The organism is Paenibacillus sonchi (assembly GCF_016772475.1).
GTDB lineage: Bacteria > Bacillota > Bacilli > Paenibacillales > Paenibacillaceae > Paenibacillus_AQ > Paenibacillus_AQ sonchi.
This window is the reverse complement of record NZ_CP068595.1, coordinates 6,582,800-6,607,756: the sequence shown is the minus strand read 5'-3', so window position 1 is coordinate 6,607,756 and position 24,957 is coordinate 6,582,800. Positions and strand designations below refer to the sequence as shown.

Below are 24,957 nucleotides of genomic sequence, written 5' to 3'. Positions count from 1 at the left end.
GCTGATGAAGCATTTAATGAAAATTGAAGGACTAAGCACCGTTTTTCATACAGAAGAAGGAAAAGTGACCGCCGTGGATAAAGTGAGCTTCCAGGTCCGCGAAGGTGAGACGGTCTGTATTGTCGGTGAATCCGGCTGCGGAAAAAGTGTAACTGCCATGTCCATTATGGGGCTGGTGGAAGCGCCAGGCGGACAGGTGAACGGAGGGCGGATTGATTTTGCGGGGAAGATTTGCTGCAGCTTGACAAGAATACACTGCGGGCTATCCGCGGCAATGAAATCGCCATGATTTTTCAGGAGCCGATGTCATCGCTCAATCCGGTAATGAAGATCGGGGAGCAGATCATGGAGCCGCTGATGGTGCATTTGAAGCTGAGCAAAAAGCAGGCGCGGATCCGGGCCGTCGAGCTGATCACGCAGGTGGGCATTGCGCGTCCTGAGCAGATTTTTGGCAGCTATCCTCATGAATTAAGCGGCGGCATGCTTCAGCGGATCATGATTGCCATTGCCGTTTCCTGCAATCCGAAGCTGCTGATTGCCGACGAGCCGACCACTGCGCTCGATGTGACCATCCAGGCGCAGATTCTCGATATGCTGCGGGAATTCAAAGAAAGCGGCGGGATGTCCATTCTGCTGATTACCCATGATCTGGGAGTTGTCGCTGAAATGGCCGATTACGTGATTGTGATGTATTCGGGCCAAATCGTTGAAGAGGGCGGGGTCGTGGAGCTGTTCAATCACCCCAAGCATCCGTATACCAGGGGGCTGCTGAAATCCAAGCCGGTGGTGGGCCAGCGTCTGGAGGAGCTGTATTCCATTCCGGGTCAGGTGCCGAATCCGCTGACGCTTGAGCAATCCTGTTATTTCCATGACCGCTGCGAGCATTGTATGCCAGTCTGCCGCAGCCGCCAGCCCCGCCTGAAGGAGCTGGACGGCGGACAAAAGACAGCCTGCTGGCTGTATGAGGAGGCGGAAGTCCATGTCTGAAGCACTGCTTGAGGTTAGCCATCTGAAGAAGTATTTTCCGGTCACCGAGGGGCTGCTGAACCGCACCGTTGGACATGTGAAGGCCGTCGATGACATCAGCCTCACCCTTCAGCCGGGCGAAACCTTCGGGCTGGTCGGAGAATCCGGCAGCGGCAAAAGCACGGTAGGCCGGACGATTCTGCGCCTGACCGAGAAAACGGCCGGCGAGGTAAAGTTCAAAGGAATAGACATTCACAGCCTCTCTCCTGCAGAGCTTCGGCTGCTGCGGCCGCGGATGCAGCTGATCTTTCAGGACCCGTACAGCGCACTCAATCCGCGTGTGCGGGTGGGCGATGCGATCGGCGAAGCCCTGCTGGACCATGGTTTATGCACCAAGGATGAGGTGCGGGAGCTGGTTCTGGAATCGCTCGCAGCCTGCGGGTTATCCTCCTACCACATCGACCGCTTCCCGCATGAATTCTCCGGCGGACAGCGCCAGCGGATCGGAATCGCCCGGGCGCTGATCCTGAACCCGGATCTCATCATTGCCGATGAACCGGTATCGGCGCTGGATGTGTCGATTCAAGCCCAGATTATCAATCTGTTCAGCAAGCTGCAGCAAAGCAAGGGCCTCGCCTATTTATTCATCTCCCATGATCTAAGTGTGGTCGAGCATTTATGCTCCCGGATCGGGGTCATGTATCTCGGTTCCATGGTCGAGACGGCTGCCCGGGACGAGCTGTTTCACAACCCGCTGCATCCCTATACCAAGGCTCTGCTCTCTGCGGTGCCCGTGCCGGTTCCCAGGCTGAAAAGGGAACGGATCGTCCTGAAAGGCGACATCCCCAGCCCGGCGAATCCGCCCTCCGGCTGCAAATTTCATACCCGCTGCCCGTTTGCTGTTGAGGTGTGCAAAGCAGAGAACCCCGTTTTCCGTGATGCCGGAGGCGGACATTTTGTCGCTTGCCATTTGGCTTGATTCGAATAAATCTGGCCCAAAATTGAAAATTTCCTTTTTTGACTTGCCATATCCGCAGTGCTATACTGATTCCAATGTAGGTAAATACGTTTAATAAGAGACTAATTAGACCTGCAGCTCTAATTGGTCTTGTTTTTTGTTTTGCGCAATGAACCATTCAATGCAGCTATCGCTCAAAAACTGGGCGTATGCTTCCGAAGCAGTTTTTTTTCGAAGCTGTTCAAAGAAGCGTATGCTCAAAAAACTTTTAGGAGGAAATATCATGAATACCACAGTACGTTTGACTGAAAGATCCGGCTCGACCTCTTCACAGCGGAGCAAAGGCTTTGTACCGGTTGTCGTCTACGGTGCAGGTTCAGATAGCCAGTCCTTTACAGCGGATGCGAAGACATTGAACGAGATTCTGGGCAAAAACCCGCGGGCCATCCTCAAGGTGGAACTGCCCGGCTCCGGCTCCAAAAACGTAGTGATTCAGGAAGTGCAGCGCCAGCCGTTGTCCCGGAAGCTGCTGCATGTGGACCTTCACCAGATTGACATGAAGGCCGAACTGGACACCAAGGTTGCATTCCACTTCACCGGAGATCCTGTCGGCGTGAAGAGCGGCGGCATTCAGCAGGTTGAGCTGTATGAGCTGGATATCCGCACCCTGCCGGACAAGCTGACCGCCACCTTTGAAGTGGATATCAGCGGACTCGACGTTGGCGACCAGCTGCTGGTTTCGGATCTGCCGAAGCATGAAGGCTGGGAAGTGCTGACCCCGGAAGATACGCTGATTGTGCGGATTGCACCGCCTGTTGCACTGGAAGAGCCAGCGGATGCTGAAGCGGACGAGCCTGCTGCTGCCGGGGCTGCCGAAGAACAGAAGACTGAGGAATAAATCGGATCGAGAGATAAATAAAACGAACTTAAAAAACGAACAAAAGGGAAAAGGGATGGAGGGGAAGTTTGGAACTGTAGGAGCGAATGCGTCCGCCTGAAAGCTTTCCGTAGGAAAGCTCGCATCGAAAGCATAGGCAGTCTGCGGATTTCCACTGCGAACAGCGGTATAAATCAAGAAATCTGCAGATGGGCAGCGGCTGGAAGTCCAAACATTCTCCGTAGTCCCTAATGTAAATATCTTAAGTTCACTCTATATAATAAATAGGCGTACTAAATATACGCAGCTAACAGGAGCAGACGCATCCTTGCCGGGGAGCTGTCTGCTCCTTTTGCTGCACAGGAACGGAATATGGGTCATCACTTTTAACCAAGGAGCAAAAGGAGAACTGAATATGGACGGGACAATCATTAATCTGGTCAGCGGCTCGAATGCCAAACTGGATGAGGCTTCAATGAATGCAAGAGTAAAAATATCCTGCAGCAGCTCCCCGGCGGAGCTGGATCTCAGCTGCTTTATGGTGGGGCCGGACGGAAGGGTGCCTGCGGACGATTATTTTATTTTTTATAACCAGCCCGCAGATCCGCAGCGGGCCGTGCGGTTTGAGCCGATTGATAAATACAGCGGCGAATTTGTAATCGATCTGCGTGCCTTGCAGAGCTCCGGTGTTGAAAAATGCGTATTCGCCGCGACGCTCGATGGGCCGGGAACCTTTGCCGAAGTCAGAGGCTGCAAGATCAGCGCGGCGGCAGGGAATACGGAGCTAGTATTCGCCATTACCGAAGGCAAGGCCGAAACCTCGCTGGTCCTCGCCGAGCTGTACCGCCACGGGCAGGGTTTCAAGCTGCGGGCCGTTGGCCGCGGTTTTCACGGCGGGCTGAAACCGCTGGCGGAAGCCCATGGTGTGGAGGTGGAGGATGAATCGGCAGCGGAAGCTGCCAGTCCAGGCGAACCGGGTCATACGGCTGCGGCTGCTGTTGAGCTGTCAGCGTCCATCGCCGAAGCGGCAGCAGCCACGGCGGCATCGCCGCCAGGACAGCCGGCGCCCCCGCTGAAGCTCAATCTGACCAAGATTGACCTGCACAAGCAGCAGGTTGCCCTCTCCCTGCGCAAAAAGAATATTGAGCAGGAAAAAGCACGCGTCGCCGTAGTTTTTGACGCGTCCGGTTCGATGTCAGCGCTTTATCAGAAGGGTGTGGTCCAGCGGGCCTTTGAACGGATACTCGCTGTTGCTGCCAGCATGGACGATGACGGAATGCTGGATGTCTGGTTTTTTGCAACCAAAAGCAAGCGGATGCCCAGTGTGGGTGAAACCGGGTATGAGGACTATGTGAAACGCACTTATCCGGGGCCGCGTATGTTCGGGGGCCTTGGCATCGGCAATAATGAGCCGGTCGTCATGGCAGATATCCTCAAGAAATATACCAAGGAAGATCCGGGCACCCTGCCGGTGTACGTCGTATTCTTCAGTGATGGCGGGATTTACGAAACGCGCAAAATCTCCAAGCTGCTGATTGACAGCTCCAAGCATAATATTTTCTGGCAATTTGTCGGTCTGGGCCAGGCGGATTACGGTGTGCTGCGGGAGCTGGATGATCTGCAGGGGCGTTATGTGGATAATGCGGATTTTTTTGCGCTGGATGACCTGGACGAAGTCAGCGACGAAGAACTGTACGACCGCTTGTTTAATGAGTTTCCCAAGTGGCTGCGTGAAGCCAGGGAGAAAGGCGTGATCAGAAGCTGATTCATGCTTAGGCCTGATAACTGTTATTCGATTTTGAGGTGCAAAACGTTGTATACTGCTGATATATCCGGTACGCACTATGTGCTGCGAATGAATGTAATGTGATATGAGTGTAAGAAGAGAGGAATGGAGCATGGGCGATATTCGTTTTGTCTCGCGCGAAGAATTGAAGAAGGCGGCAGAGCTATCGGATCTGGTCTTCCGGGATGAGGAACAGACATCAATGGCAGTCAAATTTCCGGGAATTTTCTCCGGCAGCTACTTGAGTTCACCCGGTGTATTTGAGGACGGGCAGCTTGTTGCTTTTGCCGGACTTGTTCCGGGTTTTATACAGATGGGAACTGTGTCTGTGCCGGTATTCTCCCTTGGTTCAGTATGCACGCACCCTGAATACCGGGGAAAAGGTTATGCCAATGCCTTACTGCAGCGCGTGTTTGACCATATCGACAGAGCAGGCGCTTCGCTGCTGCTTGTGTCGGGTACACGGGATCTCTACATCCGGCAAGGCTGCCATACCTTCCGGTCGGTGCGCAGCTACTTGCTGTCTCCAGAGAATGAGGTTGTCAGGAGGGCAGCAGCAGGCCCTGCCATCGTCCGTGAGGCAGAGGAACGTGACTGGTTCGGGCTGCAAAGGCTCGCGGAGAACCGTGAAGTGCGGTATGGTCGCAGTCTATATGAGCTGGCCACGCTTGTAAGGGCGGAAGCCATTGCAGACATTTATAAGCTGAAGCAAAAGATCTATGTTGCGGAATCCGATGGCCGCTTGCTGGCTTATGCGGTTATCGCTGTAAGAGACAAGCTGAAGACGGAGGCCGTGCCGCTTGTTATCGAATGGGGCGGAGCGCCGGAGGCCGCCCTTCAAGCGGTCTCTCAGGTGATTGCGGCGAAGGGGATCTCTGAGCTTCAGTTCCAGGTTCCATGGCATGAGACGGAGATGATACGCGCCTTGGGAAGCAGCACTTATCTGGAAGAGCCAAATCCTGGAACGGTGAAAATCGTCAACCCCGTCCGGCTATGGCAGCAAATTCATCCATATCTGCAGCAAAAGTCCCCCGAAGCCCTCAGCGGCGTGGAGCTTCACAGCGCTGTTCCAGGGGAGAGATTGTGCTGACCGTAAATGGAACGGCAGTTCAACTGAGTGACAAAGAGCTGATTTCGCTGTTTTTTGACACCCAGCCGCAGCTTGAACTGCCGGTTGCCATCCGGGAACAGCTGAAGGAGCTGTTTCCGGTTCCGCTTCCCTATGCGTCGGGGCTGAATTTTGTATAATTCAATAGAATAGGCTTGAAGAATGAGCGGAAATCCTCCTCAGGGCGGAGGTCCGCTTTTTTGACATGGAATACAATCGGAAGTGCGGCAAGGCAAGTTAAAGGGTGTACGGAAATGGATTGATGCAGATGTTCTATCGTTTACAACGTAACAGTGTTATGTTACGATGATTGCAGGAGGTGATCATCATGGAAGAAGATTTGATCTCCAAGAAGGAGCTGCTGGACTTGACCGGAATTTCTTACGGTCAGCTGTACCGCTGGAAACGTAAGCAGCTGATCCCGGAGAGTTGGTTCATCCGCAAGTCCACGTATACCGGACAGGAAACCTTTTTTCCGAAAGAAAGAATGCTGGGGCGCATCCAGCATATTCTGAGCAAGAAAGATGACCTTTCTTTGGATGAGCTGGCAGGCAAGCTGTCGGATATGTCCTCTGTACATAAGCAATTGCTGACTATCAAAGAGGTTAGAGAACGTAACATTGTTTCGTCTGTAACTCTGGAGCGGTATGGGCAGTGTGACAAGGACGAACATAAATATTCATTCGAGCAGCTGATTCATCTGGTTGCTGTTGACCTCCTGCTGGGCAAGGGGGAATTGAGTCTGGAGGAGGCAGATCTGCTCCACCGGACGCTGAGTGTGAACCGGACGCAGTTTGAGGGCAAACGCTGGGAGTTGTTTTTTGCACGTAAAATGGGTGTCAGCTTCTTCCTCCAGGCTCCGGCACCGTCAGAGCTTGTCTTTGACGAGGGAGTACGGCTAATCAGCAGGATTACGCTCGAGGATCTGACAGAGCAGCTGCAGGGTAAGCTGGGCTGAAGGACTGGAAGCAGGCCGCAGCCAGATAGTGAGTGAGTCAACCGTTCACGGCGAGTTGGCATAATTGGGAGGTTAGATGATGGATAAAGGTGCAGCGGCAGATTTATTGGTTGCAGGAATAGGAGGGGCAGCAGGCGGGACCTATAATCATGTCAGTCTGGAGGGGGTAAGCCGGATCAACGGCCCGGTAACAGCCATGACATTTACAGGAAACGGCCGGATGAAGGTGGGCGGAAGTCTCACGGTAGAGCAGATGGAAACGAACGGGGATCTCAAAATAGGCGGCGGCCTGCGGATCGGCACGATGAAGCATGACGGGCTGTTGAAGGTTGACGGCGGTCTGCTCGGAGAAAGCTTCACGCTGAACGGGGTAGCTGACATTAAGGGCGATTGTGAGCTGGAGAAGTTTACCGCTGAAGGCGTTGTTACGATCGGCGGCTTCCTCAGCGCCGGATGTGTCGAGTTGGTTTTGCAGGGTCAGGCGAAGGTGAAAGAGCTGGGTGTGGAGAGTCTGGTCATCCGCAAAGGCGGATCGGGAGTCTGGAACAAGCTGGCTGGCGGCATTATTCCGAAATTGCGGCCAGAATTGCAGGCAAAGGTTATTGAGGGTGATTTTCTTGACCTGGAATATACGACAGCAGAGGTTGTGAGGGGTGCTGTGATTATCATTGGAGAGGGCTGCAGCATTGGCCGGGTGGAATACCGTGACAGGCTGACCGTGCATCCCGGAGCCAGTGTGGGAATGGAGGAGAAGACCGGTGAATGAGACAGCAAACCGGACAAATCTGAAAATACTCGGGAATTCAACCTCGGCGGGCGGACGTTTCCTTGACGTTAAGGTGACCGGGGAATGCACATTCCATGGAGATGTGGATTGCCGGAAATTGACGCTGATGGGTGAAACCAAGGTCAGTGGCAGTCTGGTCATGGAAAATATGAAGCTTACAGGAGAATGCTCCGTGAAGGGCGGCATCGAGGGTGAGTCTCTGCGCGGACAAGGGGAGATCAGGGCGGAGAGCATACATGTAGAAGGTATCAAATTCACCGGGAATCTGAGCATATCCGGCAATTGTGATGCTGAAGACATGCAGATTAGCGGTGCGGTCCAGATAGACGGGCTGCTCAGTGCGGAGACGCTGGAATTATCGCTGTTTGGTCCAAGCCGGGCAGCCGAGGTCGGAGGCGGAAGCATCAAGATCAAACGCAGCCTTGGCGGGGCGCTGATCAGACCCGGGCATCCCGGACAACTGCGTTTTGCTGCGGGCCTGATTGAAGGGGATCACGTGGATCTGCAGAATACGGCAGCCGATACGGTCAGGGGCGGGAGAGTAGTCATAGGCTCCGGCTGCGAAATTGGCACAGTGGAGTACCGTGATTTTCTGGATATCCATCCGAATGCGGTTGTAAGGAATCAGGTGAAAGTGTAGTTTCAAGCTAATTCCTCCTTTACAGCGGATTTCAACCGAAATTAGGGAACTTTTTTCACCTGAAATGCCCCTGGAGCTGAAAGAATGGGATGAATATTAAAAAAATGAGGAGTGGGTCCTATGAGCTCAGCTCAAAAATCGCCGAAACTCGGCATTGTGATTGCAGGTCTGCTGCTGGGCATCCTGATGGCCTCCATGGACAGCACGATTGTGGCCACAGCAATGGGCAACATTGTTGGTGAACTGGGTGGAATGGACAAATTCGTCTGGGTTACTTCGGCGTATCTGGTTGCCGAGATGGCGGGGATGCCGATCTTCGGCAAGCTGTCGGATATGTACGGCCGCAAAAAATTCTTCATTTTCGGGATCATTGTATTTATGGCCGGCTCAGCCCTGTGCGGAACGGCAGATACCATTACCCAGCTGGCCGCTTACCGGGCCCTTCAGGGAGTCGGGGGCGGCGCGCTGGTGCCGATTGCCTTTGCCATCATGTTCGACGCTGTTCCGCTGGAGACACGCGGCAAGCTGGGCGGCGCTTTTGGCGCGGTGTTCGGGCTGTCCAGCATTTTCGGGCCTCTGCTTGGAGCCTACATTACGGATCACATCGCCTGGCAGTGGGTTTTCTACATCAACCTTCCGCTGGGAGTGATCGCACTGGTTATGGTGGTGAGCTTCTACCGGGAATCGGTGGAGCATTCCAAGCATCCCATTGACTGGCTGGGTGCGGGAACATTGCTGGGCGCTGTAATCAGCTTAATGTTCGCGCTCGAACTGGGCGGTAAAGAGTATGCTTGGGACTCCGCGCTGATTCTGGGCTTGTTCGCGGCGTTTGCCGTGCTGGCGGGGCTGTTCCTGTTCGCGGAGACGAAGGCGAAGGAGCCGATAATCTCATTTGCATTGTTCAGACAGAGACTTTATGCCTCCAGCATTTTATGTGCCTTGTTTAGCGGTGCGGCATTTATCGCCGCCTCGGTGTATATTCCGATTTTTATCCAGGGCGTGCTGGGCGGCTCGGCGACGAATTCCGGGCTGGTGCTGCTGCCGATGATGGTCGCCTCGGTCGTTACTGCCTCCACCGGGGGCTTCCTGATGGTTAAGACCAGCTACCGCAGCCTGATGGTGCCTACGCTGATCCTGCTTGTACTGGGGACGGGTCTTGTAGCGACGCTGGCACCGGATGCCTCGCGCCTTCTCGTTACATTCTATATGATCCTCATCGGACTCGGAGTGGGAGCCTCCTTCTCGGTGCTGAGTACGGCTGCAATCCATGGCCTGACACCCCAGCAGCGCGGCTCGGCCAGCGCAACGCTGAACTTCATCCGCTCGCTCGGGATGACCATCGGAATCACGGCCTTCGGGATCATTCAGAGCCATTATCTCAGCTCGAAGCTGAACGAAGTATTCTCTGGGACTGCCGGAGCCGCACCTGGCGGCGCGCTGGATTTCAAGGACCCGCATGCGCTGCTCTCCCCGGAGACGCGGGCACAGATTCCGCCGGAAATTCTGAGTAAAATTACCGATGGGCTGTCCTTCTCCATTACCAGCACCTTCGCCTGGGCTGCTGTACCTGCGCTTCTGGCGCTTCTGGCCGCCTGCTTTATGGGCCGCCAGAAGATGGATGCTTCCGCTGAAGGGCAGATGCCGTCTAGACACTGATGCTGCGTGCGGGACAGAGTAGTCCGTTGGAACACCGGCGGCGGACTACGTCTCATCTGCGACCAGGAAACGCAGCACGGTTTTCAGCTTCTCCGGCTGCGTACGGCGAGCATCCGTGAGATAAATTTCCCGGTGGGTCTTGGAGAGCCGCCGCAGTCCATGCTCCGCGCAATATTGTTCCATCTTCCTGAAGCTTGCCGGTTCCTCATCATAGGGACCTGTATGCAGCATTTGGACAGACATGCCGTCTTCGGAACTGCCGAAGACGGCTTTTTGCAGCAATGGATGCGGCTTCGTGTGCTGCACCTTCTCCATAATACTGCCGGCAAGGTCCGGGGTGACGAACTCCGGCTGCCGGATCATTATGGTGTATACCAGCTCGTTTTTGTCGAGGGCGGCCTGTCTGCGGCCTTTTTCGCTAAGATCCCATACCCCCTCCAGCGGGAAAATGCTGTATTCATGGTAGCCTTCCGGTGCCGGGCCTTTTTTGGGCAGCATTTTGATGGCATAAGTGAGGGAGTAGAGCACACCCACCGCCTGGGCAAATTCTTCACTGTTCGGGTTGCCTGTACCCTGCAGCATGAAGTAGTTGTAAGCGGGAACGGTAATCAGCACAGGTTCAGCTGGCGGGAAATAGATTGCCTTGTCCTGTTTTTTCCATTCGTATTTCATTAATATTCCTCCGCATTTCATAGTGGCTATCCTTTGGATTCATGCTTGTTTTCAGATTATCATGTGAAACTGGACAGGTGTCTGTCATGTTAGCCGATAGTGGATAATTATACTCTGCGAAGGTAAAATGAAGAGAATGGTGTCATATTCTGGAGTGGATTCAGGGGGGTTATCATTGATTATACAGGCTGAAATGCTATTGGATGCACAGGCAGAGCTTGGCGAGGGGGCGCATTGGGACTCAGAGGCCGGGCTGCTGTATTGGGTGAATATTGAAGGCAGGCAGCTGCGGATTGTCGATCCCGTGACACTCAGCGAGCAGACTCATATCTTTGGACAAATGATCAGTGCGGCTGTACCCGCAGTTAGCGGCGGCTGGGTAGTGGCTTTGCAGGATGGGATTTACAAATTTCAGGAAGATCGGCCTTTGGAATTGTTGGCTCATGTAGAGAAAGATCTTCCCGGCAACCGGCTGAACGATGCGAAATGCGACAGCAAAGGGAGATTATGGTTCGGCACCATGAGCATGGAGGACAAGCGGGATGCGGGAAGCTTATATGTGATGGAGCCGGGAGGCGAAGTGCGGAAGGTGCTGTCCGGCATCGGCATCTCTAACGGCCTGGCGTGGGATGACAGCCGGGGACTGATGTATTACATTGATACATTGACCCGCGGCGTGGACGTAATGGATTATGATCTGCAGAACGGCACGGTCAGCGGACGCAGAACAGTGGTGCGGTTCCCGGAAGGTGCGGGCGGACCGGATGGAATGACCATCGACAGCGAGGGAATGATCTGGGTCGCCCATTGGAACGGCGGCTGTGTCTCGCGCTGGAATCCGCACACCGGCGAACAGATTGGAAAAATTGAAGTACCTGCACCGTTTGTAACTTCATGCGCTTTTGGAGGCGGGCACCTGAATGAGCTGTATATTACTTCAGCACGCGGCGGTATGAGTCCTGAGGAATTACAGCGGTGGCCGCTTGCAGGCGGGCTGTTCAAGGCAAAAACGGGCATCAGGGGAGTCCCGGCGAACCGTTTTGCCGGGTAAACCAGAGGAGGGGGACACATATGAAGCTAATGAATTTTTGGGAGTCAGGGAATTTGCGGCTGGGTGTGAAAAGAGAAGAGGGCATTCTGGATGTGGCGGCAGCGCTGAATGCGCTCCCTCAGCGGGCGGCGGGAGCTGTTCCGGCAACGCTGAGAGAAGTGCTCGATGGAGGGGAAGCGGCGCTCGCCTGCCTGCGTAAATTTGCCGATAGCCTGCCTTATCATGATGAAGGTGCACAGGCTTTTTACAGAGATGAAACCTTGCTTGAATTCGCGCCGTGTACAGCCGATCCCGGCAAAATCATCTGCATCGGGCTGAATTACCGCAGACATGCTGAAGAAACCGGAATGCCGCTCCCGGAATACCCGATTCTGTTCAGCAAGTTTTCAAACAGCCTGTCCGGCCACGGAATGGAAGTGCCGCTTCCATACTCGACGCAGAAGGTCGATTATGAAGCGGAACTGGGCATTATGATCGGCCGGACGGTCAAAAACGTTAGCGAGGAAGAGGCGCTGGCTGCGGTGTTCGGTTATTTTACCGCCAATGATTTGTCCGCCCGTGATCTGCAGACGCGGACCAGCCAGTGGCTGGCGGGCAAATCCTGCGACCGGTTTGCGCCGGTCGGGCCTTATGTGGTAACGGAAGATGAGGTTGGCGATCCCGGATTGCTGCGCATCAGCTGCTCGGTGAACGGAGAAGTTCGGCAGGACTCCAACACCTCGGACATGATTTTCGACTGCAGGCAGATCATCAGCTACATCTCCAGCTGCATGACGCTCTCGCCGGGTGACATCATCCTTACCGGTACTCCGGAGGGTGTCATGATGGGGTATCCGCCGGAGAAGCAGGTCTATCTGCAGCCGGGTGACGAGGTTACTGTGGAGATTGAAAAGCTGGGAAGGCTGACGAACCGGATGGTTGCGGAAGAGGCTTGAGCCGGGCAGTATAGCATTGCCTGGACCGGCCGCCGTAATTAGTAAGATGGATTTAAAGAGCTGTTCATTTGCGGAGCTTGCAGATGAGCGGCTCTTTTTTTATCAGAAAGTAGATATCGGGGTCACCGCAAAGTACCGGAATCAGCTTCCGAACAAAGGCTCCACTTTGTGGGGATATATTAGTTACTTAAGGAAATTATGATGATCTTCTGTGGGGGAGAAACAACGGCAGAACAGCCGTTGTTGGGTGCTGTGGTGGCAGGTTAAGTGGAAAAAGGGAACTTAAATTCCTCAGAAATCAAGAATCGCGAGGTTTTAGTGGAAAAAGGTAACTTAATTTAGCGATATTCCCTTGTTTGGGGGTAGCGTCAAGAAGTTTGTGTAAGAAGCGTAGAGTATCTTCTCGAGTATTCGTTTTAGGTGGTAGGGATGTTCTTGGGGTGGGGGAATCCCCACCCCAAGAACAAGAGAAATGGGCTACTTTTCCTGCAATTCCTGGGCAGGATATCGTGCCTCAAACATCTCATTCAGTTTCTTCTTTACCTCTAGATCCCCAAAACCGCGAATCACTCGTTCGCCAAAGCGCTCGTTATACTCCACGACATCCAGATAGACAATCTTCTCTGCCGCATCCATATTGGTGAGGCTGTTCATGGGTTTGAGGCGCTTCCGAATTTCCTTATTCATTCGTTCAATGGGATTGGACGTGTAGATGGCTTCCTTAATGAGCGCTGGATACTTGTAGAACGTCAGTAAGGTCGCTAATTGCTCTTCCCATGACTGCATCTCTTTCGGGTAGAGCTTGCCCCATTTGGCCTTCACGGTATCGAATGCAGCCCGGGCCACATCCTCATCGGCTGAGGTGTAGATCGTCTTTAGATCTTCAATGACTTCGGTTTTGTGCTGCACCCGTATTTTGGGAAAGGTCGACCGAATCTTGTGAACCACACAGTGCTGTACGTCTGCCTTCGGATACGTTTCGCGGAACGCTCCATCCAGGCCGGGGAGTCCGTCAAACACGCCGAGCAAGACCTCCTGCGCTCCGCGGTCGTAAAGATCCTTCAGGACCTCCCGCCAGCCATTGGCGCTTTCTTGGCCCCCCACATAAAACCCGAGGATTTGTCGGTGGCCTTCCTCGTCAATGCCCATCGCGAAATAAACCACTTCTCCGCCGACGGTGCCACGTTTGAGTTTGACGTATAATCCGTCCAGATAGATGACGGAATAACGCTTTTGCAGAGGGCGCTTCTGCCACTGGTGAATGTCTTCGAGGACGGTTGCCGTAATGTTGCTGACCGTCGTGGGAGAATAGTGACTGCCGAACATACTTTCAATGAACCGGGCCACATCCCGTGTCCCCATTCCGCTTTTGTACATCTGAATGACGGCCTCTTCTAACCAACCGTCCCGCCGTTGGTAGGGCTCAAACAGTTGCGTCTGGAACAGAGCCTGACGGTCACGAGGAACCTTAAGATTCTCCACATTTCCGTATTTCGTGTGCAGATTGCGCGGGTAATATCCATTGCGACTGTTGCTTGGACCGGACTCTTCCGTAGCCATGAATTCTTGGATTTCTGCTCGCATGATGGACTCTAAGTTCTCTTTCACAAATTGAGTAACAAGATTTTCAAATAGATTATTCAGCATATTTTCGGGTACAATAGTCATTGAGTAGGGTTCCTTTCTTGGTGGTGTCGTAATCCCGAGAATACCCTACTTTTTTGTTGCCTACTAGGCCCCAAATCTTGGTACACAACTTATTTTACGCCATCTGTTTGGGACGAAACAGGCTGGATTAATGTACCTTTTTCCACTTAGTCTGCCGGGTTGCTCGATGCTCAGGCAAATTAGTGATACTTTTTCCACTTAACCAGCAAACGAAACGCCAGGAAGATACGTGTTCTCCTTCGCAAACTTTTTGATTGGAGCACCGCAGGCGGGAATGTGCAGAAACAACGGCAGAAATGCCGTTGTTGGAGCGCCGCAGGCGGGAATGTACAGAAACAACGGCAAAACTGCCGTTGTTGGAGCACCGCAGGCGGGGATGTGCAGAAATAACGGCAAAACTGCCGTTGTTGGAGCACCGCAGGCGGGGATGTGCAGAAACAACGGCAGAACTGCCGTTGTTGGAGCATCGCAGATGAGGGGGCCCTCACTGGAAGGACCGGAAAGCCAGCGGCGGGAAATTCGTCCGCTGGCCTGTGAAAATCGTCCGAAACTGTCTTACCGCTCTCCCAGAAGGCCATTCCGGCCTCTCTCCCGGGAGAAAGGTTTTTTATCCTAAAATGAAAGCGCAAACAAAAATCTGGATAGAGGAGATTCAATATGGGGGTACCTTCAGGCGAGCTGCTCCGCGGTGTGGAACCGGTCCGTCCATCCCGCAGGAAGCTGCAGAACAAATACAAGCTGTTTCTTCTGGCGCTTCCTTTTCTTGCCGTGACCTTTGTGTTCTATTATTTGCCGGTCAGCGGGTGGATCTACGCCTTCTATGATTTCATCCCCGGCATTCCGCTGTCGGAAACACCGTATGTCGGACTGAAGTGGTTCCGCACTCTCGTAGCTAATCCCACGCAGACCGGGGAGGTGCTGCGCGTGCTGAAGAACACGGTGGCGATGAGTTCACTGGGGCTGGCCACTTCGGTTTTTCCGGTCATTTTTGCCATTCTGCTGACAGAGATAAGGGCGGGCTGGTACCGGAAATTTGTGCAGACCCTGACGACGATTCCGAATTTTATCAGCTGGATTCTCGTCTACGCGCTGGCCTTTTCGCTGTTCTCCGTGGATAACGGGGTTGTGAACCATATTCTGGTGCAGCTCGGGGTCGTGAGTGAGGAATTCAATTTTCTGGCTTCCAGCTCGCATGTCTGGTTGACCATGATTGCCTGGTACTGGTGGAAATCCCTTGGCTGGGGCGCGATCCTGTACCTGGCGGCGATTGCCGGCATAGACCAGGAGCTGTATGAAGCGGCGGAAGTGGATGGGGCCAGCCGGTTCCGTAAAATCTGGCATATCACTGTTCCCGGCATCATCCCGACCTTCTTCGTGCTGCTGCTGCTCTCCATCGGCAACTTTGTCAACAACGGCATGGAGCAGTATTTTGCCTTCCAGAATGCGATGAACAAGGATGCGATAGAAGTGCTGGACCTGTATGTGTATAACATCGCTTTTGCCAACAATTTTCCGTTCGCCACGGCGGTTAGTATGTTGAAGTCGGTCGTCAGCGTCATTCTGCTGTTTGCGGCCAACACGCTGTCCAAGGTGGTGCGCGATGAGTCGATCATTTAAGGAAGGTGATCCATTTGCGTAAAAAGCTGAAGCCCGGCGATGCCCTGTTCCAGGGAATCATCTATGTGCTCTTCGGTCTGTTCACCCTGAGCTGCATCTATCCGTTCTATTACCTGTTCATCAATACCATCAGCTCGAATGATCTCAGTGCAGCGGGAGATATCAAGTTTTACCCGCAGCAGATCCATTTTGACAACTACTCAAAGGTGCTGCGGATCAGCGGGCTCAGCCATGCGGCGCTGGTATCTGTATACCGGACCGTAGCGGGTACCTTTCTCACCGTGGGTGCTTCAGCTTTTCTCGGCTATCTGTTCACGAAGAAGGAGATGTGGGGGCGGCAGATCTGGTACCGCAGCGTCGTCGTCACCATGTATTTCAGCGCAGGGCTGATTCCCTGGTATATCACCATGCACAATCTGCATTTGACCAACAATTATCTGGCCTATATTTTGCCGACGATCATTACTCCATTCAACATCATCTTGGTCAAAACCTTTGTGGAGGCTATTCCGCCTTCACTGGAGGAGTCAGCAGCCATGGACGGCGCGGGTGTTCTGCGGTCCTTCTGGAGCATTGTCGTTCCGCTGACCACTCCGATTCTGGCGACGATTACGATTTTTTCGGCAGTCAACCAGTGGAACTCCTTCATCGACACGGCATTCCTGATGACGGATACCAAATACTACACGCTGCAGTTCCTGCTCTGGCGGTATCTGAATGAGTCCAGCTCGCTGGCTGCGCTCATCCGCAGCTCCCCGGATATGGCGGCCAGTGTGCAGAACATGCAGACACCGACCTCTGTGCGGATGACTGTAACGATGATCGTCGTGCTGCCGATTCTGATCGTGTATCCGTTTTTCCAGCGTTTTTTTGTCAAGGGCATTATGATCGGTGCCGTCAAAGGCTGACCGGTGTGTCCACCAGCCTTAAGTCAATGCTTTCGAAGCGGGTTTTGTACGAAGGAATTCAAGCATGCAACGCTCACAAAACTTTCAGGAGGTATGAAGCCATGAAATTTAAAAAGCTGCCGCTCATTCTGCTGGGCATGGTGCTGGTGCTGGTGCTGGTGCTGGCATCCTGCGGCGGAGGTAACGGAAACTCAGGCAACTCAGTCAACTCCGGCAAAACCAACACGGACGAGAGCACCGGCAAGCCGGCGGCTGAAGCGACGGATGCTGCGGCTCAATCTACGGCGCCAAGTGACGGGGCGCCCGACCATTCGAAGCCGCTGAAGCTGACAGTATTCTCTACCACAGCCAACTATGCAGGGCCGCAGACCGGCTGGTTCGCCAAAATCATCAAAGACAAGTTCAATATCGAATTGGACATTGTCGCTTCCAATTTAACCGGCGGGGACACCAAAATCTCCGCCATGATGGCCTCCGGCAATCTCGGCGACATTATCGTCTTCGGGGACGATAAGAACCACTATCCGAATGCGATCAAAGGCAAGCTGCTGCTGGACTGGACCCAGGACGGGCTGCTGGATAAATACGGCGCGGATCTGACGAAGCAGTTCCCGAAGGCCGTGGAGAAGGCAAAGGTTGCTTTTGGCGGCGGCAGCGCGGTATACGGCATCGGGAACGGTGTGGCCACGAATCCCTCTGGACCTTCCGAAGGGAAGGATATGACTTGGGGACCGGATCTGCGCTGGGATCTGTACCAGCAAATCGGTGCTCCGGAAATCGGCACCATTGAGGATTATCTGCCGGTGCTGAAGAAGATGCAGGAGCTTGAGCCCAAGAATGAGCAAGGCAAAAAAACCTATGCCTTCTCGCTCTGGTCCGACTGGGACGGCAACTACAAAATGACGCTGGCAAAGCAGTTCGCCAATATGATGGGCTATGACGAAATCCCCGACACTGCGCTTTATGTCAAAGCAGATGAAGAGAAATATTATGATTTCATCTCCGAGGACAGCTGGTACATGAAATCGCTCAAGCTGTATTACGAGGCGAATCAGATGGGATTGCTGGACCCCGACTCGCTGACGCAGAAATTTGATGATGTGGTGGCGAAGTATAAGGATGGACGTCTGCTTTTCTCCTGGTTCCCGTGGCTGGGGGCGGCCAACTACAATACGCCGGAAAGAACGGCCGAAGGCAAGGGCTTCGCACTTGTACCGTTCAAGAATGAGCTGATGTATTCCACAGGCTTCAACGTTTACGGCGGCAATGGCATCATCGCGATCGGCGCGAAAGCCAAGGAGCCTGCGCGTATTATGGAGTTCCTTAACTGGATGTATACGCCTGAAGGCGCGATGATCTCAGCGGGCAGCGGAACGGCAGTGCCGAACGGACCGCAGGGGCTGACCTGGGATATTGACAGCAGCGGCAAGCCGGTGGTTACCGATTTTGGCTGGAAGGCGTACACGGATCAGCAGAACACGAAGGTTCCCGACGAATACGGCGGCGGCGACTATTACTATGGCTCGAATCAGATGAACTTTTCTTTTGTTGTGCCCGCAATGGTGAACCCGCAGACCAGCGAGCCCTATGACCATAACTTGTGGACAACATCACTGGAGCGCAACCCTACGAAGCTCGATAGCGACTGGAGAGCGAAGATGGGCGTGCTGACGGCGAAGGAGTATTTTGAGAAAAATAATCTGCTTGCCGTTGCGCCTCAGGGCTTTACCGGTAAAGAACCGCTGACGATGGACAAAACGCTGGAGCAGAAAAATAAGCAAATCGGAACCGTGATTCAGCAGATTTCGTGGAAGATGGTTTTTGCCAAAAATCAGGCGGAATACGACAAGCTTAACAAAGAAATGCATGACAAAGTGAATGGACTCGGCTATGCCGATGTGATGGACTTCTCGGTCAAAAAAGCAGCAGAGCTGTTCGAAGCCCGCAAAAGTGTGAAGTAAGCCACTCCGGCAAATAGAAGCAAGGCAGGGCGGTGAGGAAGCTGCTCTGCCTTATTCTGTTCGAAGCAAGATAAATCTGGTATTCTTGGAGTACTTAGTAAAACGCTTTCATTGGGGGTAGAAGAAACTAGTGCGGATACTCAAAAGGAAAGCGCGCCGGCAGGCTCCGGCAGGCCAGTCGCTGCGGACGACACTGGTGATTTATCTGCTCGTCGGGACGCTGCTGCCGCTGCTTATAGTCGGAATAGTATCCTATACTTCGATTTATTCCATTCTTTCCGGCAAAATCGGCAGCGGCATCAGTGCAGGCCTGCAGCAAGAGGCGCTGATCCTGGAGAATACCATCGATAATCTGGATTTTGCCTCCAAGCAGTTTGCGCTGGATGGTCAAATCGTGGAAGAGATGTCTTCTTTTCTGGAGGAGAAACAGATTTACCGCAAATCCCAGATCATGAATTCCATCAACCAGAAGATCAATCTCGTCAACTTCACCAATCCTTACATCGGCTTGACGGCTTATATTATGCCAGGCAGCGATGACCCTGTTCTGTTCACCAATATGAGTACCCGGCGGGATTTCGATCCCGGCAGACTCCCGTCCTTTATGCGCTACAACGGGGCTGATTATTACGGGCCGCACGGGACGATGTACGCGGTTGGCGACAATGTTGTTTTTTCGGAGCGGCGGATCGTCCGTGTGAACGGCCGGCATGAGCTGTACATCTATCTGGAGACGAATTACAGCCTGCTGCGCAAAATCTTCAATCCGCAGGCTTACGGGATGCAGGTAAATCATCTGCTGGTCAACCAGAATAACACGGATATTCATGTGATCGACGGCGAATTGCCTGCATCTGTTGTCGAAGCAGCCCGGGCAAGCACGGGCCCTGCCCATGAGGTGCTGGATGGCTATCATCTGTTCCGCTACGAGAGTCCGCAGGGCTGGAAGCTTGTGGCCGCAGTGAAGAAATCGGTATTTAGCAGTGAAATCTCTTCCTGGTTCTACAAAATGATTTTGCTCGCCCTCTCGACCCTGCTGTTTGCCGGAGTGCTGGCCTGGCTGATCTGGAAAAGGATCTACGGCCCCTTGCGCAAGGTGAACCTCGAAATTATCCGGATGGCGGAGAATGTAACGGCTCCGGTAGCTTTTACGAACGTTGCAGAGTTCGACTTCGTGCTGATGAACTTTCAGCAGATGAAGGATCAGGTCAATGAGCTGATTCTGGCTGTAGCCCGCAATGAGAAGCAGAAAAGCCAGTTCGAAATCGAGAAGCTGCTCAGTCAGATCAACCCCCATTTTCTGCATAACACACTGAATACGGTACAATGGCTGGCCCGGCTGAACGGCCAGAAGGAAATCGACAAGCTGGTCACGCTGCTGGTGAAGGTGCTCCATTATAACCTCGGCAAGCAGAGCATTATTGTTACGATTGGCGAGGAAATTGAAGCGATACGCAATTATATGGAGCTGCAGCGCATCCGCTATGACTATGAATTTGAGTTCAACGTGCAGGCGGATGAGACGGTGCTGGACGCAGCTGTTCCCCGGTTCCTGCTGCAGCCGCTGGTGGAAAACTCGATTTATCATGGTCTTAGCGACAACGGCAGGGTGGATGTGATTATTACGGCTTATGGCCCCGGGGAAGTGCAGCTATGTGTGAGGGATACCGGAACCGGCATGGATGAGGTCCAAATCGCGGAACTGCTCGCAGATGACGGGGTAGCGGGGCGCGGGCTTGGGATCGGATTCTCGTATGTCATGCGTATGCTGAGGACGTATTACGGAGAGCAGATGACGCTGCAAATCCATAGCGCTGCCAATGAAGGAACTACTGTATCCATTATCATCCCTATAAAAGGCAAGGAGGACTTCGATGATTAAAGCTGTTGTAGTCGATGACGAGCGTCTGGTGCGCAAAGGCTTCATCTCGCTGATTGACTGGTCGTCCTTCGGAGTGGTTATCGTCGGCGAGGCGGGTGACGGCAACGCGGCGCTTACGCTCCTCCGGGAGCAGGAAGCAGACCTGCTGTTTGTGGATCTGACGATGCCCGGCATGTCCGGTTTCGAGCTAATCCGGCAGGTCCGCCAGCGATATCCGGCCGTCCGCTGCGTCGTGCTGACCTGCCATCATGAGTTTGATTATGTGCAGGAGGCGCTGCGTCTGGGAGCGGTTGATTATATTGTCAAAACACTGCTGGAGGTGGAGAACGCCGATGAGACCATCCGCCGCCTGGTCGAGCGGGTAAAATGGGAAGACAGCACCCGGGAATTGCTGGCGCGGGGAGAAGGCAGGGTGATGGCTGCTGATGCGGCGCTGCTCTATCTTCCGCAGCTGCCGGACAGCCATGAAGAAGAGTTGTTCCGGCTATCGGTAACGAAAAATAATCCGCTGCTCGCGTTTCAGAACATGTGGATGTCTCCGCTGCTCAGCCGGGTTCCGGACAAAGAAACCTGCCGGGAACTCAAAACGGTGCTGGGCGCAGGCTGGCAGGCGGCGCTGGTGAGCGGACTGAAGAATCAGTTGCTTCAGGAGGTAGAGGAAGTGCTGGGCAAGGCTGTCCGGCATGCGCTGTTTTATTACTGCGGGGCGGAGGACCCGGCCAGGCTGGAGTTTGGCGAGCTGAAACGAATAGCCGGAGAGCGGCTTTCCGCAGGAGAAGATATGCTGTCAGAGGCGCAGAATCTGCGATGGACACTGGACCGGGAGGCTTGGGAAGGTTTTGCCTCCGGGGTGCAGCAGCGGCAGCCTGCGCAGGAACAGATTTCGGCCTTCAGCCATTTGCTGCTCCATGACTGGAGCGGGCTTCTCTTGAAGGCTGAAGAAGCGGCGCAGCTGGAAGCCTCCGCTGCCGGGAACCTGAACTGGTGCCATTGGAAAAGCTGGCTGCGGCAGTTCTCCGGGTGTGTCCAGCAGCGGATGCTTGAGCTGGGGCTAAGCAAGGAGGTGGTATTCTGCCTGATCCGTGCGGTCCGCTTCATGAAGGCCCATGCCGGAGACAAGATCAACCAGGGCGATGTCGCCGCCGAGATCAACATGAGCCGCGGCTACTTCAGCCAGTGCTTCGCCCGTTTTGCCGGTGAAACCTTCGGCGAGCGCCTGAGGGGGATGCGGCTGGAGCTGGCCAAGACACTGCTGCTGGAAACTTATTATCCGATAGGCGAAATCGCCGGCAGATCAGGCTTTGAGGATGACCGCTATTTCAGCAGGCTGTTCCGTGAACATGTCGGCAAGCTGCCAAGCGAATACCGTGCAGAGGGGATGAAGCGGTGAACAGAACCGTCAGATATGTTCTTCCTGCTGTGGCGCTGCTCTGCCTTGCGGCCTGCCGGGAGGGCAATGCCCCGGCAGCAGGCTCAGGGAGTGCAGACATTCGGGCAATTATGGCGGAATCTGCTGCTTACGGGAGATATGAAGAGCCGGTAGTGATGCGGATCGGCTTCAAAGTGCCCGATTCCCGGCTCAATACGGGAGACAGCAATGACAATAATCCCATTTCCCGCTATTTGGAGAGTCTGACGAATATCAAGGTCATTCATTCCTGGGAAGCGAAAGGGGAAGAACCGTTTACGCAAAAAGCGCAGCTGGCGATTGACAGCAACGATCTCCCGGATGCGATGGTTGTGGACAGGGACCAGCTTCAAAAATTGATCGACAGCGACATGATTACCGATCTCACCGAAACCTACAAGGATTACGGGTCTGAGCTAATCAAAGATATGTATGATTCGACCCAAGGCGAAGCGCTTGGGGATGCAATGCGGAACGGCAGGCTCTACGGCCTGCCCAACGTGGCGATCCATGCGGATTCGCCGTCCCTGCTGTGGGTCCGCCAGGATTGGCTGGACCGGGTGGAGCTTCCGGCTCCGCGCAGCTTCGAGGATATTGAAGCTATCGCCAAGGCGTTTATCGAGCAAGACCCGGATGGCAACGGGAAGCGGGATACCGTTGGCCTTAGCGCATACAACAATATCGTGTACGGCACAAAGCCTCATGTCAACGGCTTGGACACCTTGTTCAGCGCATTACATGCGTTCCCTACCAATTGGATCAGGGACAGCCGGGGCAATGTTGTCTATGGCTCAATCACCCCGGAGACCAAAGAGGCGCTGGGCAAGCTGGCCGACTGGTATAAGCGGGGGTTGATTGATCCGGACTTTGCCCTGTATAAGGAAACGCAGGAGCCGATTATTTCCGGCAAAGCGGGGATGTTCTTCGGCCCGTGGTGGATGCCCTATTATCCGCTGTCAGAGGCGGTTGCTCTGGACACCAGGGCGGAATGGAGGGCCTATGCCGCCCCGCTTGATGCTTCAGGCAAATTCGTAACTCATATGGCTCCGGTCACCGACCGCTATCTTGTCGTCCGCAAAGGCTATGAGCATCCCGAAGCTGTGGTGAAGCTGCTGAATGTGTTCACCCGGCTGGAACGGCGAAGAGATCCGAACCTGGAGGCGGTCCGAAGCCTGGATGATTTTTCGGCGCAGACCGGCATCCAGCCGAGGGCGTATTATCCCTTTGATCTGCTGATTGATTATGCAGATGCGATTGAGAAGCATTATGCGGATATGCAGCAGGCGCTCCACGGCAAGATCGACCCCGATTCTCTGGACCCGGACACTCATTTGCTGTATGATCTCTGGCTTGCCGATGAGGAGCAGCCCAAAAAAAATCTGGAGGGCTGGAAAGCGGCCAATGCCTACAAATACGGGGTTTCTGTGTTATCCACAACAGCTATAGAAAGAGTGCGCAGTGTTTTTTACGGAAGCACACTGCATATGCGGAGCAATTGGCCCGAGCTGCAGAAGCTGGAGAGCGAGACCTTCCTGAACATTATTGTCGGCGATTCACCGCTCAGCGATTTTGACGTCTTTGCAGCCAAGTGGAGGAGCCTGGGCGGAGATGCCATCACCCAAGAGGTAGCGAAGGCTGTGAACATCAGGGACGAGGATAAGCAGGGAGGTGAATAAGCGGGAACTTGGAGATGCAGGGGCGTTGCGCAGCCGCACTTCCTGCACTGAACACGCACACAGGCCGGAGTCCTCATTTGAGGGGACTCCGGCCTGTGTTTTGGAACAGCACCAGCGACATTTGTGATGCAAGGGCAGCGTTGGCATCGCTAGCGCCAATGTACCTTTAAGAAGAAGGGTGATGCTGACGCAGCTATCGGCCAAGGCACTCTATGAAGAAGAGGTGGCGCTGACATCGCCAGCGGTCAGGGCGGCTTGCCTGCTGCGGGTTGACAGGTAGCTGAGCCAGGCACCGGCCAAACCCAAGGCAGCCAGGCTGGCGGCTAGCCAGGGAATGGAGGAAAGGCCCCATTGGGTGATGGCCGCTCCGCCGAGGTAAGCTCCGGCAGCATTGCCCAGGTTCAGCGCAGAATGGCTGGATGTGGTGGCCAGAAGCGGAGCTTTATGCGCGAGATTCATGATGCGCAATTGAATGCCGGGCATGATGCCAAACGCGGCAATACCCCACAGGAAGACGTTAATTATAGTAAGCACAGGGTTGTCCAGCGTCCAAGAGAACAGGGAGATCATAATAGCCAGGATGGCAAAGTTGACCATAAGCGAGGGCATCAGCTTCCAGTCGGCCAGTTTGCCGCCGATCAGATTGCCAAAGGTTACCCCCGCTCCAAAGAGCACCAGAATCCAAGTCACGTTGTGTTCGGCAAACCCCGTGATCTCCTCCAGCATCGGGGTGATATAGGTAAATAAGGAGAACAGGCTTGCGCAGCCCAAGGCCCCCGTCAGAAGTATCAGCAGCACCTTCGGATTAAGCAGTCCGCGTACCTGTTCCGTGAGATTGGCTGTTTGTTCCTGAACAATGACCGGTATGAACCGGATGATTCCGAACAAGGACACGACGCCAAGCACAGTGATTGCTCCAAATGAAGCTCTCCAACCAAGCTGCTGGCCAATAAAGGTCCCGAAGGGCACACCGATAATATTGGCGACAGTAAGGCCGGCAAGCACGATGGATACAGCGCCTGCCCGCTTCTCGGGCCGCACCAGCCGGGCTGCGATAATCGTCCCCACTCCGAGGAAAGTTCCGTGTGCAAAGGCCGTAAGGATTCGGGCCAGAATCAGCAGCGTATAGGTAGGCGCAATCACCGACACAGCGTTCCCGAAGATGAAAATGCACATGAGGATCATGAGCAGTTTTTTCTGGGGCAGGCGGTGAGTGAAGATCGTAAGCACAGGCGCACCGATGGCAACACCGAGGGCGTAGCTCGTAATGAGCTGTCCGGCCTGCGGAATACTCACCCCTAGATCTCTGGCAACGTTGGGCAAAAGCCCCATGATGATGAACTCGGTCATGCCGATTGCAAAAGCGCCCAAAGTCAGGCAGAGCAAGGACAGCGGGAAACGCTCTTTATGCGGCGGCGGCGGTTGGCTTTTGTCCACAGTAGG

The 24,957-nt window shown here is 54.1% G+C and carries 21 protein-coding genes and 1 pseudogene; 19 read left to right on the top strand and 3 right to left on the bottom strand.

Translation table 11 applies throughout. The features are described 5' to 3' along the window. Positions 1–4 precede the first annotated feature (4 nt). The 10 genes and pseudogenes from JI735_RS29655 (at position 5) to JI735_RS29610 (ending at position 9,736) form a co-directional block, all read left to right on the top strand. Positions 5–987: pseudogene (locus tag JI735_RS29655) on the top strand (ABC transporter ATP-binding protein). Beyond that, positions 980–1,945 carry an ABC transporter ATP-binding protein gene (locus tag JI735_RS29650; protein ID WP_039836237.1) on the top strand — a complete coding sequence of 322 codons (966 nt, stop codon included), beginning with the start codon at positions 980–982 and terminating at the stop codon, positions 1,943–1,945. The pseudogene JI735_RS29655 and the gene JI735_RS29650 overlap by 8 nt, the downstream one beginning before the upstream one ends. 262 nt (positions 1,946–2,207) lie before the next feature. Beyond that, on the top strand, positions 2,208–2,822 hold the full coding sequence (locus JI735_RS29645) for a 50S ribosomal protein L25 (RefSeq protein ID WP_039836238.1): 615 nt from the start codon (positions 2,208–2,210) through the stop codon (positions 2,820–2,822). 394 nt (positions 2,823–3,216) lie between these two features. Further along, entirely contained in the window at positions 3,217–4,566 is a 1,350-nt protein-coding gene (locus JI735_RS29640; protein WP_202676708.1) for a vWA domain-containing protein, read from the top strand. A 106-nt stretch (positions 4,567–4,672) separates the two neighbouring features. Beyond that, positions 4,673–5,677, top strand: coding sequence for a GNAT family N-acetyltransferase (locus JI735_RS29635; RefSeq protein WP_202676707.1), 1,005 nt, complete (start codon positions 4,673–4,675; stop codon positions 5,675–5,677). Next, positions 5,671–5,835 carry a hypothetical protein gene (locus tag JI735_RS29630; RefSeq protein WP_202676706.1) on the top strand — a complete coding sequence of 55 codons (165 nt, stop codon included), beginning with the start codon at positions 5,671–5,673 and terminating at the stop codon, positions 5,833–5,835. The genes JI735_RS29635 and JI735_RS29630 overlap by 7 nt, the downstream gene beginning before the upstream one ends. Positions 5,836–6,023: 188 nt before the next feature. After that, entirely contained in the window at positions 6,024–6,653 is a 630-nt protein-coding gene (locus JI735_RS29625) for a YhbD family protein (protein WP_039836247.1), read from the top strand. 79 nt (positions 6,654–6,732) lie between these two features. Then, positions 6,733–7,419: a hypothetical protein gene (locus JI735_RS29620; RefSeq protein ID WP_039836248.1), complete on the top strand. Its 687-nt coding sequence runs from the start codon at positions 6,733–6,735 to the stop codon at positions 7,417–7,419. Beyond that, entirely contained in the window at positions 7,412–8,080 is a 669-nt protein-coding gene (locus JI735_RS29615; protein ID WP_202676705.1) for a polymer-forming cytoskeletal protein, read from the top strand. The genes JI735_RS29620 and JI735_RS29615 overlap by 8 nt, the downstream gene beginning before the upstream one ends. Positions 8,081–8,200: 120 nt before the next feature. Continuing rightward, complete coding sequence (locus JI735_RS29610; protein ID WP_202676704.1) at positions 8,201–9,736, top strand: MDR family MFS transporter; 1,536 nt, start codon at positions 8,201–8,203, stop codon at positions 9,734–9,736. Between the two features lie 45 nt (positions 9,737–9,781). Here JI735_RS29610 and JI735_RS29605 read toward each other — a convergent pair whose 3' ends face one another. Beyond that, positions 9,782–10,408 carry a GyrI-like domain-containing protein gene (locus JI735_RS29605; RefSeq protein ID WP_039836263.1) on the bottom strand — a complete coding sequence of 209 codons (627 nt, stop codon included), beginning with the start codon at positions 10,406–10,408 and terminating at the stop codon, positions 9,782–9,784. Positions 10,409–10,583: 175 nt separating this feature from the next. Between JI735_RS29605 and JI735_RS29600 the strand changes: the two genes are divergently transcribed. Both JI735_RS29600 and JI735_RS29595 read left to right on the top strand, forming a co-directional pair. Further along, on the top strand, positions 10,584–11,459 hold the full coding sequence (locus tag JI735_RS29600; protein ID WP_233476116.1) for an SMP-30/gluconolactonase/LRE family protein: 876 nt from the start codon (positions 10,584–10,586) through the stop codon (positions 11,457–11,459). Positions 11,460–11,479: 20 nt separating this feature from the next. Next, the gene (locus JI735_RS29595) at positions 11,480–12,394 is read left to right on the top strand and encodes a fumarylacetoacetate hydrolase family protein (RefSeq protein ID WP_202676703.1); all 915 of its coding nucleotides are present in this window, start codon (positions 11,480–11,482) and stop codon (positions 12,392–12,394) included. A 477-nt stretch (positions 12,395–12,871) separates the two neighbouring features. Here the strand turns inward: JI735_RS29595 and JI735_RS29590 are convergent, their stop codons facing one another. Continuing rightward, on the bottom strand, positions 12,872–14,062 hold the full coding sequence (locus JI735_RS29590; RefSeq protein ID WP_051051481.1) for an IS256 family transposase: 1,191 nt from the start codon (positions 14,060–14,062) through the stop codon (positions 12,872–12,874). 274 nt (positions 14,063–14,336) lie between these two features. Here JI735_RS29590 and JI735_RS29585 point away from each other — a divergent pair, with 274 nt between their 5' ends. The 7 genes from JI735_RS29585 to JI735_RS29555 all read left to right on the top strand — a co-directional run bounded on the left by JI735_RS29585 (position 14,337) and on the right by JI735_RS29555 (position 23,514). Further along, positions 14,337–14,678 carry a hypothetical protein gene (locus JI735_RS29585; protein WP_202676702.1) on the top strand — a complete coding sequence of 114 codons (342 nt, stop codon included), beginning with the start codon at positions 14,337–14,339 and terminating at the stop codon, positions 14,676–14,678. Positions 14,679–14,719: 41 nt separating this feature from the next. Continuing rightward, positions 14,720–15,679, top strand: coding sequence for an ABC transporter permease (locus JI735_RS29580; protein WP_020427752.1), 960 nt, complete (start codon positions 14,720–14,722; stop codon positions 15,677–15,679). 5 nt (positions 15,680–15,684) lie between these two features. Further along, the gene (locus JI735_RS29575) at positions 15,685–16,587 is read left to right on the top strand and encodes a carbohydrate ABC transporter permease (RefSeq protein ID WP_245236166.1); all 903 of its coding nucleotides are present in this window, start codon (positions 15,685–15,687) and stop codon (positions 16,585–16,587) included. A gap of 101 nt (positions 16,588–16,688) precedes the next feature. Continuing rightward, positions 16,689–18,548 carry a type 2 periplasmic-binding domain-containing protein gene (locus JI735_RS29570; RefSeq protein ID WP_202676701.1) on the top strand — a complete coding sequence of 620 codons (1,860 nt, stop codon included), beginning with the start codon at positions 16,689–16,691 and terminating at the stop codon, positions 18,546–18,548. Between the two features lie 130 nt (positions 18,549–18,678). Beyond that, on the top strand, positions 18,679–20,430 hold the full coding sequence (locus JI735_RS29565) for a sensor histidine kinase (protein WP_051051828.1): 1,752 nt from the start codon (positions 18,679–18,681) through the stop codon (positions 20,428–20,430). Further along, positions 20,423–21,820: a response regulator transcription factor gene (locus tag JI735_RS29560; protein ID WP_202676700.1), complete on the top strand. Its 1,398-nt coding sequence runs from the start codon at positions 20,423–20,425 to the stop codon at positions 21,818–21,820. Before JI735_RS29565 ends, JI735_RS29560 begins: the two co-directional genes overlap by 8 nt. Further along, a complete protein-coding gene (locus JI735_RS29555; RefSeq protein WP_051051830.1) occupies positions 21,817–23,514 on the top strand; it encodes an extracellular solute-binding protein in 1,698 nt (565 codons plus the stop codon). Before JI735_RS29560 ends, JI735_RS29555 begins: the two co-directional genes overlap by 4 nt. 210 nt (positions 23,515–23,724) lie before the next feature. Here JI735_RS29555 and JI735_RS29550 read toward each other — a convergent pair whose 3' ends face one another. Next, entirely contained in the window at positions 23,725–24,951 is a 1,227-nt protein-coding gene (locus JI735_RS29550) for an MFS transporter (protein WP_039835728.1), read from the bottom strand. Positions 24,952–24,957: the final 6 nt, after the last annotated feature.